Below are 15,446 nucleotides of genomic sequence, written 5' to 3'. Positions count from 1 at the left end.
TGGTCAGTGGTCAGTGGTCAGTGGTCAGTGGTCAGTGGTCAGTGGTCAGTTGTAATTAATTATTTTTTGACTTTTGAATGAGTGACTTTTGACTTTTCTAGCCCCTACCCACTACCAGTCGCCAGATAAGCTATGCTCGATCGCGTGTGCTTAGAGGACAACATGGGTTTATCGAAAAATCAACTTTTCACGCTGGCTAGCACCAGTTCTACCAGCGCTCTTTTAGCTCTATTTTTAAATGCTCTGGGCACACATCTGTCAGTGGCTACAACCGCTGAGTCAGTTGCGACGCGATCGGTTGCTCAGGTAAATATATTTCAAGCCATCATTCTAGGTATGGTGCAAGGCTTAACCGAGTTCTTGCCGATCAGCAGCACGGCGCATCTTAAAGTGGTGCCGGTAGTCTTGGGGTGGGGCGATCCCGGTGTCGCTTTTACCGCTGTGATTCAGCTGGGTAGTATTGCCGCTGTGCTGTGGTACTTTTGGCGTGACTTGACAAATATTACTGTAGGTGGTATAGAAGCGATCGTCCGAAAAGATTACAATTCCCAAGATTTCCAAATGGGGCTGGGAATTCTCTTGGGAACGATACCGATCGTTTTCTTCGGGTTGTTAATTAAAATCCTGATACCCGACTTTGATAACTCACCCCTGCGGAGTTTAGGAGCGATCGCTCTAGCCTCTATTGTCATGTCCCTGTTGCTGGGGGTAGCAGAACGACTGGGGACGCTGAAGCGCGACTTTGACACCCTGGGCGTTAGAGATGGAGTATTGATGGGTTTAGCGCAAGCAATGGCATTAATCCCCGGCGTTTCTCGCTCCGGTTCAACGCTGACAGCTGGACTATTTATGGGTTTAGAACGAGCAACGGCGGCGCGTTTTTCCTTTTTATTAGGCATCCCAGCAATTACCTTGGCTGGGTTGGTAGAGCTAAAAGATGTTTTAAAGCAAGGGTTAGGTGATGCGGGACTGATTCCCGTCGCAGTCGGCATTATCTCAGCCGCAATTTTTTCATATATAGCGATCGCATGGTTGCTGCGTTTCCTGCAAACACAGAGTACTTTGGTATTTATTTTGTATAGATTGGCATTCGGTATAGCAATTTTGGGTGCGATCGGCGCAGGAGTACTGCAAAATAGCTAATAGGGTCATCGGTCAGCAGTCAGTGGTCAATAGTCAGTAGTTAGTAGAGAAACAACTGACTATTGACCACTGACAATTGACAACAGACAACGAACAATTACCAATGAGCGAAACTTCGATTCTTCCAGCATTAATTACCAAAGTTCTGCCAGATTCCATCGCCGCAGAAATTGGATTTGAAATAGGCGATCGCATAGTTTCCATCAACGGCGATCGGCCCCGCGACCTGATCGACTACAAATTTTTGTGCGCCGATGAATTTCTGGAACTAGAAGTTATAGACACCAAAGGCAACAATCATCGCGTTGAAATTGAGAAAGACTACGATGAAGACTTAGGATTAGAATTCGACACAGCCTTATTCGATGGCTTAATCCAGTGCAATAACCGCTGTCCCTTCTGCTTCATCGATCAACAGCCACCAGGCAAACGAAAATCTCTTTATCTTAAAGATGATGACTATCGACTCAGCTTCCTATATGGCTCCTACTTAACCCTAACCAACCTTACCCAAAAAGAATGGGATCGCATAGAACAGATGCGGCTATCTCCCCTCTACGTATCTGTTCACGCCACAGAACCAGAAGTGCGAATTCGCCTCCTGAAAAATCCTCGCGCCGGACAAATTTTAGAACATCTGAAATGGTTTAAACAGCGGCGTCTGCAAATTCACGCCCAAGTCGTTGTTTGTCCCGGCATTAATGATGGCATTCACTTAGAGCAAACTTTGCTTGATTTAGCAAAATTCCACACAGGCGATATTCCTGCTGTAGCTTCTGTCGCAGTAGTTCCCGTGGGTTTGACGCGCTTTCGCCCAGCAGAAGATGAATTGACGCCAGTAACACCCGAAAAAGCCCAGGAAGTAATTGCCCAAGTGCAGGAACTTCAAGCATTATTTGTGGCAAAAGGCAAGAAATCCTCAAATCCAAAATCCAAAATCCAAAATCCAAAATCCCAGTGTGTTTGGTTAGCCGATGAATGGTTTTTAATTTCTAGACAGGAATTGCCACCAGAATCCCACTATGAAGATTATCCGCAAATAGATAATGGTGTCGGTTCGATTCGCCTATTCCTGAAAAAGTTTGAGGAATCCGCCAAACATTTACCTCCCCAAGTTTCCCCACCGCGAACATTTACTTGGGTAGTGGGGAATGCAGTTGAGTTAGCATTTCAGCCAATCCTCCAACGACTCAATCAAGTGAAAGGATTGCAGGTAAATATGGCAGCTTTTCCCAGTCGATATTGGGGACAAAGTATTAGCGTTACAGGTTTGTTGACAGGTCAGGATTTGTTGGAAAATTTACAAGGAAAAGATTTAGGGGATGGGATTTTATTGCCAGCTTTGATGTTGAAACATGGAGAGACTCGGTTTTTGGATGATATGACAGTTGACGAAGTTGCGGATAAGTTGGGAACGAGGATTTTTCCGGTGTCGGGTGTTGAAGGATTGATTGAGGGTTGTATGCAGGTTGGATATAAACTTCTGTAAAGGCAAATTATCGCCATATTGAAAACAAATCCCATATTTTATGCCTAAACCAGCAGATATCGGCACCAAGCGCTTGATTAGTCTGGCACCCGATCGTTGGGTACAATGGGTAACCCAAATTCCCAACGTCCAAGTGCGAGATATCATCACCTCCGAATTCCAGTGGGTAAGCCGCGAAAGTGATGTACTTGTAAGCGTCTACACCCCTGAAGATGGAGAATTTCTCGTACTCAACGAGTTACAGTTACGCTACAAACCTCAAATGCCCCAGCGAATGCGAGCATACGCAGCACTGGCAGAAGAACGTTACAATAAGCCAACTTATCCGGTACTGATTAATATTCTACCGCCACAACCTTCAGTAGTAATTCCCACCCGCTACGAGTCCGAATTCAGAGGCTTAATCGCCCGTCAAGACTATCATGTAATTAACCTCTGGGAAGTAGACGCCGAAATAGCCTTTGAGCAACCCCTTCCCTCTCTGATCCCCTTTGTACCCGTACTCAAGGGAGGTGGTGAGGAGTCCGCAGTCCGACAAGCTTTGCAGGTTTTGCGAACCGATCGACAATTAAACGATTTGGAACCCCTACTTGCCTTTTTTGCTAGCTTCGTATTAGAAACTCCTCTAGTTCAGCAAATCATGAGGTGGGATATGGCAGTTTTACGGGAATCTCCCTGGTATCAAGAAATTTTGCAGCAGGGTATGCAGCAGGGTATGCAGCAGGGTATGCAGCAGGGTATGCAGCAAGGTATGCAGCAAGGTATGCAGCAAGGTATGCAGCAAGGTATGCAGCAAGGTATGCAGCAAGGTATGCAGCAAGGACTGCTTTCCGGTATTGCCTTGGGCTTAGAACTGAAATTCGGCATCCAAGGGTTACAACTTATGCCAGAAATTCGCCAAATTGAAGATATAGCTCGATTAGAGGCTATTCAGTCAGCAATTAAAACGGTGAACGATCTGGATGAAATGCGTCAAATCTATAGATAAATAGATTGATGAATTTACAACTTACTGGGTGGGACCGATCGCATCCCACCTCCCCAGCTAAAGGCCCATCGGAGTACCTTCCCAAAGATAGCCTGCTGTAGAGATCCGCCCGTTCCCTACAATAGCCAATGTAAGCAAACGTTGCTCATGGTTTAGCAACGTACTTAAATACAAAAACAATGGGCCACATCCATATCATTCGCGACTTTTACTCATTTGCAGAACAAGTTAATCGCACCCTTCGCATCTTTACCCCAGACGCCTACGATCGGCAACCTGACAGGCGCTTTCCAGTGCTGTATATGTTCGACGGACAGAATATCTTTTCTCACCCCGAATCGGCTATATACGATACTTGGTGCGCCAACACCACACTAGAACGCTTGGTATCTGAACTCACTATCCAACCTTGGATTATTGTTGGTATCGACCACTTACCAAACCGCATCGAAGAATATTCCCCTTGGATAGGCGGTCGCGGTCATTTAACAGCAGAGTTTTTGATTAATCACTTAAAGCCTTACATCGATCGCACTTACCGCACCTTCCCAGAAACCGAAAATACCGCAGTTATGGGATCTAGTATGGGCGGATTATTTTCCCTATATTTAGGCAAAACCTATCCCCAAATTTTTGGGCGAATTGGCGGGATTTCTCCAGCCCTGATGTTAGCGGGCGGCCAAATGTTTTATTACTGGGATAGGCACACGCGCTTCGGGTCTAAAATACTGCTGTACGTCGGTAGCAAAGAGCAATATTCCTTCTACGGAGTCGGGTTGGATTATGTACCAATTACCCAAGACTTTTACAATCGTTTAAAACAGCTTGGTTACACCGATTCTGAGTTGCATTTTGTACTAGCAGAAGGGGAGATCCACCACGAAACTTCTTGGCAAAAACAACTACCCGATCTGATGACTTGGTTGCTTGCAACACAAGCAAATACCAGCTTTTTTTAGGTTACCGCTAAATTAAATGGGCGACCGGGGGCTCGAACCCCGAACCACCAGATTAAGAGGGCGTCTGAATTAGTCAATTGTCTAATTCAGGCTATTTATTTTGTGGGTAAAATTCAAATACTAATAATATTTGTCTATATGCCTTTCCGTATCACCGCCCCTGATATTTTTAATTGGCCCGCTCCTGAACCTCTTGGGGATGACAAAGGCATCTCGGAAAGCCAGATGGCTGAGGCATCCGACAAGTATCTTGAAGCATTAAATATTCCATTGCCCACAAGCCTTTTATGGCAAGGAAATGAAAATGGTAAATTTATCCGATTTATTGGGAATAGCCGAACAGGTGGAGCAAGGGTAATTAATCCAGACCCTAGCATTACTGGCACTAGGGGTGGAAGTAATGAAATTACCAATACCAATCAAATCCTGGCAGAGCTTTATCTTCCCGCTGGGTACACACTAAAAGCTACCCCTAGCACTAATTCGATAACAGGTGCAGCAGGTAACGGGATACCTCAAATTAATCACTATAGTAAAACTAGTTATTATTTTGACTTACTAGATAACGCGGGAATTTCCGTCCCTTACGCAAGCTTGGTAAGAGCGCCTGTAAATAGATTAAATAATTACGGAGCAAGTGGAATAACTTTAATCGCTTACCACTATTCAATAGAATATTCTTGGTGGTTTGATCTTAAAGGGAACGAATGTGAAGTCGCTTGTGCAGCATTTAATATATATAGAATTACAGAAGAACCAGTAATATTTCCTGACCCGTTTCCACTATCCCCCGATCCACCCAGTTTCCCGAATGCACCACCACCGTGTGATGTTAAAATTGGCGTAGATAGCAGTGACGAATATTTTTGTATGACTTTTGCTGAATATCAAAACTACATCGCCCAAAACAGGAGAGCAAATGAGGGGTTAGATTTGTCTATAAATTTATTAAGAAGATTTCCCTAGATCAGACTAGGGCCAAATCTGACCGTGTGGAATTAAAAACTTGGTAATTGGCTGATAACTAGGCGGATAAGCGCTCGTGTTGATCAAAGGCTTACCCCAAAAAACCCTTACATCCCATGTATCCCATTTGGTGTTTGGAATCTCAACTGGAGTACTTTGACTGGTTAAAGTTTTTGAACGTATTTTTACATCTCCATTTATGATATTCATGCAATCCTTAATGACACAGAGCAATTACTGTTAAGATTCACCCAAAATTCTCCGTCAATCTGACTTTGGTTCAACGGAGGCAGATTACCTGCACCTAACAATCCAAAGTCTGCACTCGTTTGTCCAATAATGTTTCTGTTTCCTACAGTTTGATTCAATTTTAACCTTTTCTCTAAATCTCTACTTCCTCCTACATTAACATTGCTCGCTCCTTGGTCGGAACCAACATTGATATCCGAGTAAGTGACATGGTAGGGAACTATTGCGGGCGATCTGAATTTATAGCAACTACCGTCGTTGGGTGTGAATGCAAAAACCGCATTATTATCCCACCAATCCGCTTTTGTTGCGGGGAAGAAAAAGCCTATGTTGAATGCTCCGACATTATTGTCCGCTTTGATGCCTGACACTAAAGCTATCTCATTGGATTTGAAGGTGCAGATTTTCACAGGAAAATTCTCGTTAGAGCCATATCCTATGTTGACGGGATTGCCTATAGCATCAGCAAATATCGGCCATTGGTTTTGGAGAGAATTAGCAGAATAACCATCTCCACCCCATGCTTGGACTTTGATATTCGTTGCACTTGATTGGTCAACGATTATGCGTATGTAAGCCCTATCCTTCGGTGCTGAAGTAAGAGGCGCGTCGATCGAAAAATGCAGTTCGTTTCCAGATGTGCCAGCCTCTTGAGAGAAGCCGAGGGCAACTAGCTTTGTTGTGAGCGATGCCCTTAATAAAGCTGCCGACCACTGTTGAGTAATTGTTTCTTGGCTAAAAGCTACAGGCATGGATGTTAACCTAAGTAATACAAATCGCAGCCCCCTGTGATGCTGGCGGCGAGTAAGTTGTCAATCAAGAGACTGAAAGAATCACCGGCAAATACAGGAATCGGGGCAAAATTCAATGCCAAGGGCGAACCATTCCCCCCAATAATTACATCAAATATACACCCGTGATTATTGTATCCCCACACCCTTGGCTTTTGGTAACTTGGTCGCGGTTTGTCTGCGTTGAGAGCAAGCATTGAACTGTAACCTCTTATTCTCATGGCATGACTAGCTTGTATTTTGTAAAAAAAAGCCAATTTCAGAGTTTCAGAGGAATGAATGAAACTACCCATTGCACCAATAGTGCAGGAAATGTTTAGCGCCATACTGGAAAAAGAGCCTTTGCCATTGACGGGTTGAGGATTATCACCGAAGATGGAGCGCTGAGGCATACTCACCTCACCCTCTAATTCCTTCCGAAATCGTGGCGCTACCAGATATTGCACCTCCCCCAGGAACAACCCATATAGCATTTATAGCTGTTTCTGGAAAATCAATATTTGGATATTCAAAAACATTTCCAGCGGCTACCAAATCGTCGTAGCCGCCTGCTGATGCTGTTGCCGAAGTCCCCGCGCCTGTAGCAGCATATCTGATATATATATGGGCATTAGAATTGTTGTAAACAGTCAATCTATTCCTGCCAGGTCTAGCCGCAGCTATTTGCACGGCGGTGATGCTGGCGGTGACTGTAGAGGGTGTTTGAGGAATGGAAGTCCGACTTGTAGAAACAGGAAAGATAGGATACTGAGGCACGTTTATTACTTCCCAAATTTTGATGTTTAGATCCGGTAGCCAAGCAGGTGCAGAAATTAGCAAGTTGTAAGGCTCTGTTAGTGGAACTTGAATCAATTGCGATCGGCCCAAAACGGCGACCACTTCAAGTATTATCAATTCCCCAATCGATTGCTGCGTTTTGAAAGTAAGGAATCCACCCGCGTAGCCACTATGGCTAGAATTTAGCTGGATTGCTATGTTCGGCTTATCCAAAAAAAAATCAAATGACTCGATAGGGGCTCCTACCTTTGAATCCTCAAATAATAGTTGCCCTATCGTAAAACTCATGTTAATACCTTACCAGCAAGGGAATTGTATCATCCCCCGAATCGTGAATCTCTTCTAATCTATCGCACAGTCGCTCAAAGGAAGGTTGTCTTAAAATTCCGATACATCCCATAGTGCCTGGGTTTCTAGCATCCCAGTGTATGCCCAATTCGCTCCTTTTACCAAGAGGGGAAATCGGATCGGGCTGGATATGAAAGAACATTCCCTGGATTCCAGGTGTTGCCGAAAAATATCCGATTGTTGGAATCCAATAATCACCCTCTGGAATAGGCCCCCCACCTCCTTGCTTCCATATCCAATCTTTTGTTTGCCGACCAGGGATACCGCTAGTTGCCAAGTAATTGATAATATTTTTGTCTCCGTAATCAAGCGCCAGGTTCCCGCTTATTAATCTGCTTTCTTTCTTCAATTGCATCGTAAAAATCAGTTTTGGTGTGGTCTTCATAAATCCCTCCGGAATAATCTAGGGTTTGCCTGAGAATTCTTATTTCATTGATTGCCTTGCGATTCTCGGCTTTACACGAAATAATTTCTTTTTGCAAGAGCGCATTTTGTTCGGAAAGTTCTTGAATCAAAATTGATTCAGCGTCTTTCCGGGCTTTTTTGCTTCTTAAATCCGAAATCAAATAAGCTGCCGCAATCAAGCCGATAGAAAAAACAATGTCCAATATACCACCGCTCGTATAAGGGCTGTGAGCATCTTGTACAGGAAAGGGTGCGGAAGGAACTGCGATATAATCTCTTGTGTTTAACATTTGCTTAATGTTCGCTCTAAATAAAGCTTACGACAATAAACTTTTACTTCGAGAAAGTTATGCAAATTAATATCAACACTTCATAATTAGCCCCATATCTCACTTAATATACCGTTACCCGATCACAGGGGGTTAAAGCCTCTACTGGGTAAGATATTCGGCGTTTTTAGCTATCCAATCACCTGTCGCTTCCGAAATTGCGTCAGTCAAAGTAATTTCCTTTGCCTTTGAAATCGAGCGCAAGGAATTCAGCTTACTTTTTGTCAGTTTGCAATATAAAGGGGTGTTTCTGGGCTCAGCTTCTTTTTCTCCAACACCTTTTCTGCTTGCCTTTCCTGGGATACCCACATACTCAACCTGTCTTAATTGCAAAAAAAACTAAACTAACTTATCTTCAGCAAATTTTTGAGGACTTTTCGAGTTATGGCTTACTCTCCTTCCCAGATCGCGAACTGGCAACCATAAGTCCAAAACTTGCAAGTAAGTTGGACGCGGTAACTATTCTCAGGCAAATTATCAAAGTAAAAAAGATTTTCTCCTTTGCAAACTCTACCTCTAACTCCAGTTGGAGACATTCCTAGTAAAGGAATGTCCCACAGAAGATTAAGCCAACCACATGAATAGAAATCTTGCAAAGGAGTAGCTTTAACTATGAGGTAAGAGGAAGTGAAAAGATGCGGGATATTTATTGTCCTCTCAGGTACTGAGTTTGTAGTGGCAACAAAAATCCCTATCTCATTCCAACTATTCGGCAGCATTAACTCGCACAGTTGTTTGTAACGGAGATTGCTTTAGTATCTCCTGCTCTAGGCGAAGTTCAAGCGTTGCAGGTAAAATTGAGACATCTTTTTCTGGGTATCCGGACTGCGCGTATCCAAAGGCGTATTTACTATCTGGTTTATTTGAGTAAAATACTGCACTTTCTAATTCGACGAAAACTGACCCGTTCCAAAAGCCGGTCGGTGTTCCTGTCGATTCTTCGATTTCTGCTACTACAAATCCTTTGGCCATTTTCCCTCAAATTAAACGAATAAAGTACAGTAATTGCAGGCTCAAACACATAATTAGACTACGTATTTTACTCTCCGAGGAGGCATAGCCCGCACAATAGTCTTGCCATTGAATGACTTGCCTATCAATTCCTTGATTGCTGTATCAGCCTTGGATGGGGCGCACAAGACAATACCTCTACGCATTTTCCCCCCGACTGCGGCTTTGTAATAAACGGCGATCGGAAAGCAGCCGACTGCAATAGCCTCTCCCTTATTGTTGGCTACCTCAGCTTTTCCGTCAGGAACCGCAGCTCCCGCATCAACGATATCTAATCCTAGTGTGGCTTTTAATGCCGTATAATTGCTTTCTACAATTTTGACTGAGGCAAGCTTGTTATTCCCAAGATCGAACCTTCCCTCTTTCTTTACTGGCATAATGCCTCCGCTAAACCTGTTTTTAGCTTAATCGATGTTCTAGGCTACCTGTAATTCCCGGGAAACCTATAGGTTTCCGGAAATCGGAATACAATTCTAAATCAGCACCACAGGATCGCCCCCTATATAGGGTGCCCCCACTAGCAAAATAGGCTCGCTCAGTTCAGCCCAGTCGAATTGGGCGTAATGAAACCGGACTGTTCCTATGGGGCGCTGCCTAATCTTTTTCTTGGTTTCGCCCAACACAAACCTAGTTCCTGGGTTCGCAGGGAAACTTTTCCTCGACTTAGACTCATTTACAAAATCAGGGTTGAAGGTGTGGTTTTGTATTTTCAATACTTGCTTACACACTTGTTCCCCTTCTGCTTGTGAATAGCAATATATCCTTAATTCATACCCATTCTTTATGTCTCTGTAACTGAAAATCTCCACTCCCTTTTTCCACTTGTAGAGGGGTGTGGCGAAAATAGAATATATATTATTAGCTACAGATTTTATTCTGGATTCTGTAACTTCCGATTCGCTCCACTTGAGCCTAAAACTTATTTGGGTATCTAATATTCCTTTCTCATGATTGGGCTCATCCTCCGAATCGTAGGCTACGAATTTTAATAGAATTTGTGGTTGATATGCCACGGCCTCGGACTTGAATTTAGACACAGGTAATCCATACAGAGGCGCTTGCATTGCCTTAGCGTTGCCTACGTACATCTGGAATAAAAGGATTCTATTTCCGATAATCGGGGCGCTATCGGAATCTTTGATTTTGCAAGCGGTTTTAACGCTTGCAGGGCCGGTAAGAATATCATCGTCAGGGTGTTCCTTGAACCATTTAAGCACTCTCGCATTGTGTAAAAGCTTAATTTGTTTTTTGAGGTGTTCCCAATCGTCGAAATTAGTGGGTAGTGTCATAAGATAGTTATTCTTCTTGAAGACTACTAGGTTTGGTATCGACTTCAGTAATATCTGGCCCCTGAGAAGCGGCTTTAGCGGCGATGCTAGCGTCTTTCACCGGCTTATTGTCAACCCTTATCTTCGGCGTTTCTGTTTCCAGTGTTTTCATAAAAGCATCGTTATTGTCTTTTATTTCTTTTATGGTTTGCTGCGTTTGTAGCACATTGCTAGTTATATTTTCAAAAGCTTCAGCAATATTCTGCGTATTTTCCAAGGATTCTCTCATCTTTTGTTGAAAAACAGTTTCACGACTATAATTTTCCGGGAACCAGCGACCCACATCTTGAGTTACCCCGCTACGACGCAATAAATTACCTATCTTTCCACTATTTTCGGCTGCCATTTCAGCCATAGAAGATGTGGTATCTGCCAAATCCCTTACGCTCCATAGCAAGGTATTCGCCGAGGCGGTTATGCGGTTTGCAGCAGCCCAAGAAGCCTGAACTTGTGTCCAAGTGCGAACTCCAAAAATGGATGCTCCTACAGAGTTTATGAAGTCTTTCAAAGCTTTGTCGGTGTTGACGCCTTCATCGTCAACATCTTTAATCCCTAAAGCATTAAGTGCGGCATTAAGCCCGTTATCGACTACACTAAAGAGGGTTTGTCCGATATCTCGACTTAAAATCAAAGCATTATGGACAGTGGTTATTAAAGTTACCACTTGCAATATTTGCCCCAGGTTAACAAGAGCCCCTACTTTCTTGCCCTGATTTTTTATTTCGTTCATCCCGCCGTTAATAACACTTTTTGCTGCTTCGATACTTCCTTGAATAGCGGTACGATTCTTCCATGCCGAGTATCCTAATGTCCCGGCAATTATCGCGGTGCCATTGGCTATTTCTGCGTAATAATCAGCATCGCCCTCGGCAATACTAGGGTATCCTTCTGTAGCTGTGAATATTTGCTTGTGAGCCTTGAAAAGCATTCCATCTGTCCTTTCTATCCCCGCTCTAGTTAATGTCGCCGTAGGGGCAGCACCATTGTTTTCTTGCCAAGTGAAAGATTTTGTAAAATTATCTGCGATATCCCCAAAGTTAGTACTCTGAAATTCTTCTGCTGTCTGGAACTTTTGCAAGGATTCGGTGTGATTTGCTTTAATTAATTCTTCTAAATTACTCACTTCGTTTAGCGCCTCGTTTGCTGTACTCAAAGCTTCATTGCCTGTACTTAAAGCTTCATTGGCTGTAAACTCCACATTTACTAACCCAGCTTCAAATAAGTTTACTTTTTGTTCAATCAGTGGAACTTGGCTTTCCAGGGATTGAATTTTCATTAAGCTTCGCTGATATGAAGCTTGCAATATTCCTAAATCAGCTTCAAGTGCTACGAATTTCATGTCTATTTCGGTCATCTTGTCCGAAATAAGTTTGTATCCTTCTAGAATTCCAAAAATTATAGTGCTTACGATTGTGGTGACAATGGAAAGCTTACCCAATACCGCTCCAGCCCCACGAGCCCACGATAGTACGCCACCGAACCCTCCTGCTCGAATACTGGGAATAGCTAATTTCAATCCACTCAGTGATTGTTTGAGGCCATTAACACCACTCGCAAGCTCGTCTATTAATGATGGGTTCAGGAATGCTGGGGCCATCGTGGTTCCCATTGCTATAAAAAAACCGTTCAAGGGCGACGCTGTTTCGTCTATGGGTTGGCTAACATCCGATTCTTCAAGTTTTTTGCCGAATTGAAATTGCAGTAACTCCGAAACATCGTTGATTTTCAGAGATGTGTCGGAAAGCGAACTGATAATGTTCGTATACTCTGCGGAACCCCCGTTTTGAGGCATTGCTATTCCTTTTTTTTCTTTAACTGCAATTATAATATCAATGTACTATTGCCGACTTTATGGAAAATTCCGAATTGGTGACCACACTTTCAACCCGCCATAAACCAAAACCCGCGCAGCGCCTCTGCACGGGTTATTTTTCTTATGGTTTGTCGCTCATTCAACAAGTGGAATGGACAGAGGCAAGCTTCGCAGCGGATTTAACCTCTGTGGAGGTGCCCCTTTGTAGAAACGTTGGTGATGCCCGTGGGTAGGGTGAATCACCGGCAATTCCCCAACCAGGCAGGGATAAGCCACCGATTGACAATGCTGGGCTACCGTTCTGTCACTTAAATTTTTGGCGTACTTCAGCGCTACCCGGTGCAGTCTAATTAGGAGAAAGTTTTCTAGAAAATCACCCATCCCCTCCAAACCCAGTGCTTTTACGTTTCCACTCTGGCTACAGAAAATGGGTAGCTTGTCGAATTTTCTAGCCTCCGACCCGAACCTCAACAGAAAGCGATCGGCAATATCCAGGCCCTGCTGCTTACACCACATCCTTACCGCAGGCCATTCGTCAGCAATGATTACCAGCGGCGTCCGATCGTGATCGTCTAGAAGAGTCAGTAGTAATTCTAGTTGTTGAACTATCAAGTCGTAGCTCCGAACAACATGAAGACCGCTCCAATTGGTTTTTTCCGGATCATCATGTGGGTCTAAAACCAAAATCTGACAATCTCCCATTGCACTAGCTAGCAATTTGGCGATACAGGTTTTTCCACTCCCGGAATTACCTAGCAGTCCTATTCCTGTCGCCTCCTCAATTATTTGCTCTGGATTCAATACCTCTATTTCGGATTTAGGATTTTCTACAGATGCTATCGCCGCAACGGTTTGCTGGTATGGCATTGGCTTTGTCATTTGAGCCAATGCTAAAACTGATTGCGCTGCCTCCATCCTGGCTATCACAGACGCGATCGCCAAAGTCTCATCCGATGTTTTTTTCGATGCCTTCCCCAAAGCGTAAAGTGTTGCAGAACTCCCTACTAGCCCTACACGCAGCAATTGAGAGGAAGGAATCAGGGCAGCCGCGATACTAATTCCGATGCTGCCAGCTACCGCAAAAATCGTCAGTTTGGAGCGCCAGTGCCACCGGCGTAAGTAATCCCCCAATCTTGCGCCGTTTGCTGTGATTGCAGCATCTTTTTCAGCCATGCCAGCCAACTGGCGAATAACCTCGGCATCTAGACTCTGATGAATTTCCTTGGCTATTCCACCGGCTAATTTTCCAGTGAAAGCGGAATATTTTAGGTTGATGGCGTGTTGGAGATTATTCTGGGTCATGAATAATTTCTCCTTCTATTAAGTAAGGGTCATCGCTGGGCGTAAATGCCAGGGAGAAGCCAGTTAAAACCTTGGAAAACAGGGCACTCGGTTGCTTGGCCTGTTTCTGGATTTCATCAGCCACAGCTGCATCAAGTTCCGCCCACCAGTTAGCGGCAACGGCTGGTGCTAACTCTTTGATTGAATCCCTGTACCTTGTGGTTACTCCAGCCGCTACTCCCTGTTGAGGTGCTTTACCTATGGAAGCTAGGTAGTCATCCCACTTCATCCCCTCACCCATTTTTTCTTGGCAGTCCTGGAGTCTGCCTGCTTCGTTCTCTGTGTATTTGGGCTTGTTCGTGGGAATGTCGTGTGCCTTGCACCACTTCCGAAATGTGTTGTCTGAAATACCCAGTAATTCGATAACCTCATTGCGTTTCATTGCGCCTCATTTCTCCTCAGTGCGGGTCTATTTCTTTTCAGTGAGCCTCATTTCACTTCACCAAATCACGAATTTTGGATATCTTGGACTCCAGAATTAAATTCTCAGCAGTCAGTCGGCGGATTGTGTCGGCGTTTTGATTGTTTTGAACCCAAGCGCCGGCTATGGCTCCCAATCCAAAAATCGCGATCGCACTAACTAGCAGTGCGTTGGAGTTGGAGGATTCCGAGTTACGTACTGGTGGCGCGAAATGTTCTGCGTAAACGGCCTTCCCGTCTACCGCCAAGATTCGGTATTCGCCTTCGGTATTTTTGATGGCTGATGCAATCTGCTCTGGTTTAAACAAGTCGTGACTGTTCATAGCTGTTAATCATCCAAAAAAAACTTTTTAGCCTAAATTGCTCCCTATCTCCCTATGCCTTGCTAGGAGCGGGTTTCGGGATTTCCGTTTCTCCCTGGGTTTCTCCCTGGATTTTGGAAGTGCGATCGCACTCGTCACATACTCCCAGGCAGCAGCGACGATCGCCTGTTCTTCTTCCGATCGCTTTATCTTTCCGCGCCAGGCTTCTTTAGCGAGTAGGGATGCAGCCTCTCGCGCTAGCTTCTGTGGGCAGCCAGCCGATCGCATCGTGGCTAAGTAATCCTGCAAGTAAATTGAGTAAGACAATAGTAGATACCTCCATCAAATAGGGGTAAGCCAGGGGCGAGTTTTGCGACGCCCCCTGGTTTTTTGAATTTCAGTCAGTTATTTCTCATTAGTTAACGGGCCCAAGTCGTCAGGAACCTCCTCAACCTCGATTTGTAATGCCTGACAGAGCTTTTTGAACTGCGAAAGATAGAGCCTTGGTTGCCGTCTTCCGTTTTCCCAGTTCGCTATTGTGTCCTCAGTCACCCCAACAGCCTCTGCAAGGTCTTTTTGGGATAATCCGACCTTTTTTCGTAACTGCACGAGTTTAGATCTGTTAATTTCTTTTTCCATTTTAGCCTAACATACGTCAGGCTGACATCTGTTAGAGTATAATCAAGTCATGCCCTAACGGATGTCAGGGGTAGACGCCCGTAAACGACAATAAGCAGGCTCCTGGCGAGGCGTCCTGCTTATCCAACATCCTCCCACCAAACGCAGG

18 protein-coding genes are annotated in these 15,446 nt (G+C 44.4%); 5 read left to right on the top strand and 13 right to left on the bottom strand.

Annotated features, from left to right (window positions below; translation table 11 throughout):
- Positions 1-132: 132 nt before the first annotated feature.
- The 5 genes from LAY57_RS27360 (at position 133) to LAY57_RS27340 (ending at position 5,545) form a co-directional block, all read left to right on the top strand.
- Positions 133-1,143, top strand: coding sequence for an undecaprenyl-diphosphate phosphatase (locus tag LAY57_RS27360; RefSeq protein WP_275994366.1), 1,011 nt, complete (start codon positions 133-135; stop codon positions 1,141-1,143).
- 103 nt (positions 1,144-1,246) lie between these two features.
- Positions 1,247-2,632 carry a TIGR03279 family radical SAM protein gene (locus LAY57_RS27355; RefSeq protein ID WP_249070337.1) on the top strand — a complete coding sequence of 462 codons (1,386 nt, stop codon included), beginning with the start codon at positions 1,247-1,249 and terminating at the stop codon, positions 2,630-2,632.
- Between the two features lie 40 nt (positions 2,633-2,672).
- Positions 2,673-3,620 (top strand): RpnC/YadD family protein, encoded by a 948-nt coding sequence (locus LAY57_RS27350; RefSeq protein WP_249070336.1) that lies wholly within the window; start codon positions 2,673-2,675, stop codon positions 3,618-3,620.
- Positions 3,621-3,799: 179 nt separating this feature from the next.
- Positions 3,800-4,579, top strand: coding sequence for an alpha/beta hydrolase (locus LAY57_RS27345; protein WP_249070335.1), 780 nt, complete (start codon positions 3,800-3,802; stop codon positions 4,577-4,579).
- 102 nt (positions 4,580-4,681) lie between these two features.
- Positions 4,682-5,545, top strand: coding sequence for a hypothetical protein (locus tag LAY57_RS27340; protein WP_249070334.1), 864 nt, complete (start codon positions 4,682-4,684; stop codon positions 5,543-5,545).
- 206 nt (positions 5,546-5,751) lie between these two features.
- Here the strand turns inward: LAY57_RS27340 and LAY57_RS27335 are convergent, their stop codons facing one another.
- The 13 genes from LAY57_RS27335 to relB all read right to left on the bottom strand — a co-directional run bounded on the left by LAY57_RS27335 (position 5,752) and on the right by relB (position 15,298).
- Positions 5,752-6,546 carry a hypothetical protein gene (locus LAY57_RS27335; RefSeq protein ID WP_249070333.1) on the bottom strand — a complete coding sequence of 265 codons (795 nt, stop codon included), beginning with the start codon at positions 6,544-6,546 and terminating at the stop codon, positions 5,752-5,754.
- Between the two features lie 5 nt (positions 6,547-6,551).
- The gene (locus LAY57_RS27330; RefSeq protein ID WP_249070332.1) at positions 6,552-6,977 is read right to left on the bottom strand and encodes a hypothetical protein; all 426 of its coding nucleotides are present in this window, start codon (positions 6,975-6,977) and stop codon (positions 6,552-6,554) included.
- Between the two features lie 7 nt (positions 6,978-6,984).
- On the bottom strand, positions 6,985-7,479 hold the full coding sequence (locus LAY57_RS27325) for a hypothetical protein (RefSeq protein ID WP_249070331.1): 495 nt from the start codon (positions 7,477-7,479) through the stop codon (positions 6,985-6,987).
- Between the two features lie 536 nt (positions 7,480-8,015).
- The gene (locus tag LAY57_RS27320; RefSeq protein ID WP_249070330.1) at positions 8,016-8,405 is read right to left on the bottom strand and encodes a hypothetical protein; all 390 of its coding nucleotides are present in this window, start codon (positions 8,403-8,405) and stop codon (positions 8,016-8,018) included.
- Positions 8,406-9,149: 744 nt separating this feature from the next.
- A complete protein-coding gene (locus LAY57_RS27315) occupies positions 9,150-9,416 on the bottom strand; it encodes a hypothetical protein (protein ID WP_249070329.1) in 267 nt (88 codons plus the stop codon).
- 53 nt (positions 9,417-9,469) lie between these two features.
- The gene (locus LAY57_RS27310) at positions 9,470-9,832 is read right to left on the bottom strand and encodes a hypothetical protein (protein ID WP_249070328.1); all 363 of its coding nucleotides are present in this window, start codon (positions 9,830-9,832) and stop codon (positions 9,470-9,472) included.
- Between the two features lie 96 nt (positions 9,833-9,928).
- Complete coding sequence (locus tag LAY57_RS27305) at positions 9,929-10,672, bottom strand: hypothetical protein (protein ID WP_249070327.1); 744 nt, start codon at positions 10,670-10,672, stop codon at positions 9,929-9,931.
- A gap of 79 nt (positions 10,673-10,751) precedes the next feature.
- Entirely contained in the window at positions 10,752-12,413 is a 1,662-nt protein-coding gene (locus LAY57_RS27300; protein WP_249070326.1) for a hypothetical protein, read from the bottom strand.
- A 318-nt stretch (positions 12,414-12,731) separates the two neighbouring features.
- Positions 12,732-13,898: a hypothetical protein gene (locus tag LAY57_RS27295; RefSeq protein WP_249070325.1), complete on the bottom strand. Its 1,167-nt coding sequence runs from the start codon at positions 13,896-13,898 to the stop codon at positions 12,732-12,734.
- Complete coding sequence (locus LAY57_RS27290) at positions 13,885-14,319, bottom strand: helix-turn-helix domain-containing protein (RefSeq protein WP_249070324.1); 435 nt, start codon at positions 14,317-14,319, stop codon at positions 13,885-13,887. The genes LAY57_RS27295 and LAY57_RS27290 overlap by 14 nt, the downstream gene beginning before the upstream one ends.
- A 52-nt stretch (positions 14,320-14,371) precedes the next feature.
- Positions 14,372-14,680, bottom strand: a complete 309-nt coding sequence (locus LAY57_RS27285; protein ID WP_249070323.1) for a hypothetical protein — start codon at positions 14,678-14,680, stop codon at positions 14,372-14,374.
- 27 nt (positions 14,681-14,707) lie between these two features.
- Positions 14,708-14,986: a hypothetical protein gene (locus tag LAY57_RS27280; RefSeq protein ID WP_249070322.1), complete on the bottom strand. Its 279-nt coding sequence runs from the start codon at positions 14,984-14,986 to the stop codon at positions 14,708-14,710.
- 78 nt (positions 14,987-15,064) lie between these two features.
- Positions 15,065-15,298, bottom strand: coding sequence for a type II toxin-antitoxin system RelB family anti-toxin (relB, locus tag LAY57_RS27275; RefSeq protein WP_249070321.1), 234 nt, complete (start codon positions 15,296-15,298; stop codon positions 15,065-15,067).
- Positions 15,299-15,446 lie beyond the last annotated feature (148 nt).

It is taken from the genome of Argonema antarcticum A004/B2, from assembly GCF_023333585.1.
GTDB classification, from domain to species: domain Bacteria; phylum Cyanobacteriota; class Cyanobacteriia; order Cyanobacteriales; family Aerosakkonemataceae; genus Argonema; species Argonema antarcticum.
The sequence above is the reverse complement of the archived record's forward strand: the minus strand, read 5'-3'. Positions and strand labels throughout refer to the sequence as shown.

What these genes read in the sequence shown, in the direction of transcription:
- LAY57_RS27315 (WP_249070329.1), bottom strand. Translation starts at nt 9,416, where the DNA reads ATGGCCAAAGGATTTGTAGTAGCAGAAATCGAAGAATCGACAGGAACA.
- LAY57_RS27320 (WP_249070330.1), bottom strand. Translation starts at nt 8,405, where the DNA reads ATGTTAAACACAAGAGATTATATCGCAGTTCCTTCCGCACCCTTTCCT.
- LAY57_RS27345 (WP_249070335.1), top strand. Translation starts at nt 3,800, where the DNA reads ATGGGCCACATCCATATCATTCGCGACTTTTACTCATTTGCAGAACAA.
- LAY57_RS27335 (WP_249070333.1), bottom strand. Translation starts at nt 6,546, where the DNA reads ATGCCTGTAGCTTTTAGCCAAGAAACAATTACTCAACAGTGGTCGGCA.
- LAY57_RS27330 (WP_249070332.1), bottom strand. Translation starts at nt 6,977, where the DNA reads ATGCCTCAGCGCTCCATCTTCGGTGATAATCCTCAACCCGTCAATGGC.
- LAY57_RS27350 (WP_249070336.1), top strand. Translation starts at nt 2,673, where the DNA reads ATGCCTAAACCAGCAGATATCGGCACCAAGCGCTTGATTAGTCTGGCA.
- LAY57_RS27290 (WP_249070324.1), bottom strand. Translation starts at nt 14,319, where the DNA reads ATGAAACGCAATGAGGTTATCGAATTACTGGGTATTTCAGACAACACA.
- LAY57_RS27355 (WP_249070337.1), top strand. Translation starts at nt 1,247, where the DNA reads ATGAGCGAAACTTCGATTCTTCCAGCATTAATTACCAAAGTTCTGCCA.
- relB (WP_249070321.1), bottom strand. Translation starts at nt 15,298, where the DNA reads ATGGAAAAAGAAATTAACAGATCTAAACTCGTGCAGTTACGAAAAAAG.
- LAY57_RS27285 (WP_249070323.1), bottom strand. Translation starts at nt 14,680, where the DNA reads ATGAACAGTCACGACTTGTTTAAACCAGAGCAGATTGCATCAGCCATC.
- LAY57_RS27310 (WP_249070328.1), bottom strand. Translation starts at nt 9,832, where the DNA reads ATGCCAGTAAAGAAAGAGGGAAGGTTCGATCTTGGGAATAACAAGCTT.
- LAY57_RS27295 (WP_249070325.1), bottom strand. Translation starts at nt 13,898, where the DNA reads ATGACCCAGAATAATCTCCAACACGCCATCAACCTAAAATATTCCGCT.
- LAY57_RS27360 (WP_275994366.1), top strand. Translation starts at nt 133, where the DNA reads ATGCTCGATCGCGTGTGCTTAGAGGACAACATGGGTTTATCGAAAAAT.